The following is a 1,023-nucleotide window of genomic DNA, read 5'->3' as shown; positions in this document are numbered from 1 at the left end:
TAGCGGGTCAGCTGCTCCACGCCGTCGATGTCGCCGCGTCGCTTGATCTCGACCGCGATCGCGGCGCCGTCGGCATCGCGCACCAGAAGGTCGACGGGGCCGATGGCCGTCGGGTATTCGCGGCGCACGAGCGTGGCGCCCTCGGAGATGCGCTCGACCTGCTCGGCGAGAAGTCGCTGCAGGTCGGCCTCCACGCCGTCTTTCTGGAGCCCGGGATCGATGCCCAACTCGTGCGAGGTGTCGTGGATGATTTCGTAGATCTGCACACGCAGCGCATCGCCGGTCTTCTTGTGCGTGACGCGCCAGACTTCGACCACGCCGGCGCTGGCCTCTTCCTCGCCCGGCTCTTCGCTCGAGAGCGAACACGGCGGGCTCATCCAGTTGAGCGGCTTGTAGCTGCCGCCGTCGGAGTGCACGAGCAGACTCCCGTCTCCCTTGTGCACGAGCAGACGCGTGGCAAGCGGGAGATGGGCATTGAGCCGACCGGTGTAGTCGACCGAGCAGCGGGCGATGACGAGACGCACCCGTCGAGCCTACTTCGTCGGGGGGTGCGCCGCGGTCGCACTCCGCGGGCGCGGCGGTCATCGGTCGAGGAAGGATCCGATCGCCTGGAAGAGCCCGAGCTCGGTGGCGGCGGAGCGCGCGATGAGGAATCCGATGATGCCGATGATCCATGCGGTGTTCTCGGCGCCGGTGCGCTCCATCCAGGCGGCGAATCGTTCGAGCGGCCTTTGCACCAGAGGGGCGGCGACCAGGCGGAGGACGAGCAGCACGACAGCGGGCAGGATCATCAGCGCGCAGTAGCCGACGAGCGAGAGCACGCGCAGCGGGGTGTCGATTCCGGCATCCGCGAGCATCGTCATCGCGACGATGTAGGGAAGCATGGTGGCGACCTCGACTAGCTGTGATGTCCAGGGACGTTGTTGCGTGAATCGCGCGTGAGCTGTTGAGAGACGAAGGCCTCCGGTTGCGAGAGTGGAGCTGTCTAGAAACCGCTCACGCAACACAGGAGGCCTTCGTGTC

2 protein-coding genes are annotated in these 1,023 nt (G+C 66.8%); both read right to left on the bottom strand.

Annotated features, from left to right (window positions below; translation table 11 throughout):
* Positions 1-524: endonuclease NucS (gene nucS, locus KZA10_RS16045; RefSeq protein WP_218683384.1), on the bottom strand; the 524-nt coding region annotated here is incomplete at its 3' end.
* A gap of 57 nt (positions 525-581) precedes the next feature.
* Positions 582-1,007 (bottom strand): GAP family protein, encoded by a 426-nt coding sequence (locus KZA10_RS16040; protein WP_308289697.1) that lies wholly within the window; start codon positions 1,005-1,007, stop codon positions 582-584.
* Positions 1,008-1,023 lie beyond the last annotated feature (16 nt).

Source organism: Microbacterium sp. BF1 (assembly GCF_019279095.1).
GTDB lineage: Bacteria > Actinomycetota > Actinomycetes > Actinomycetales > Microbacteriaceae > Microbacterium > Microbacterium maritypicum.
Note: the sequence above shows the minus strand (reverse complement) of the source record. Positions and strands in the feature narration are given on the sequence as shown.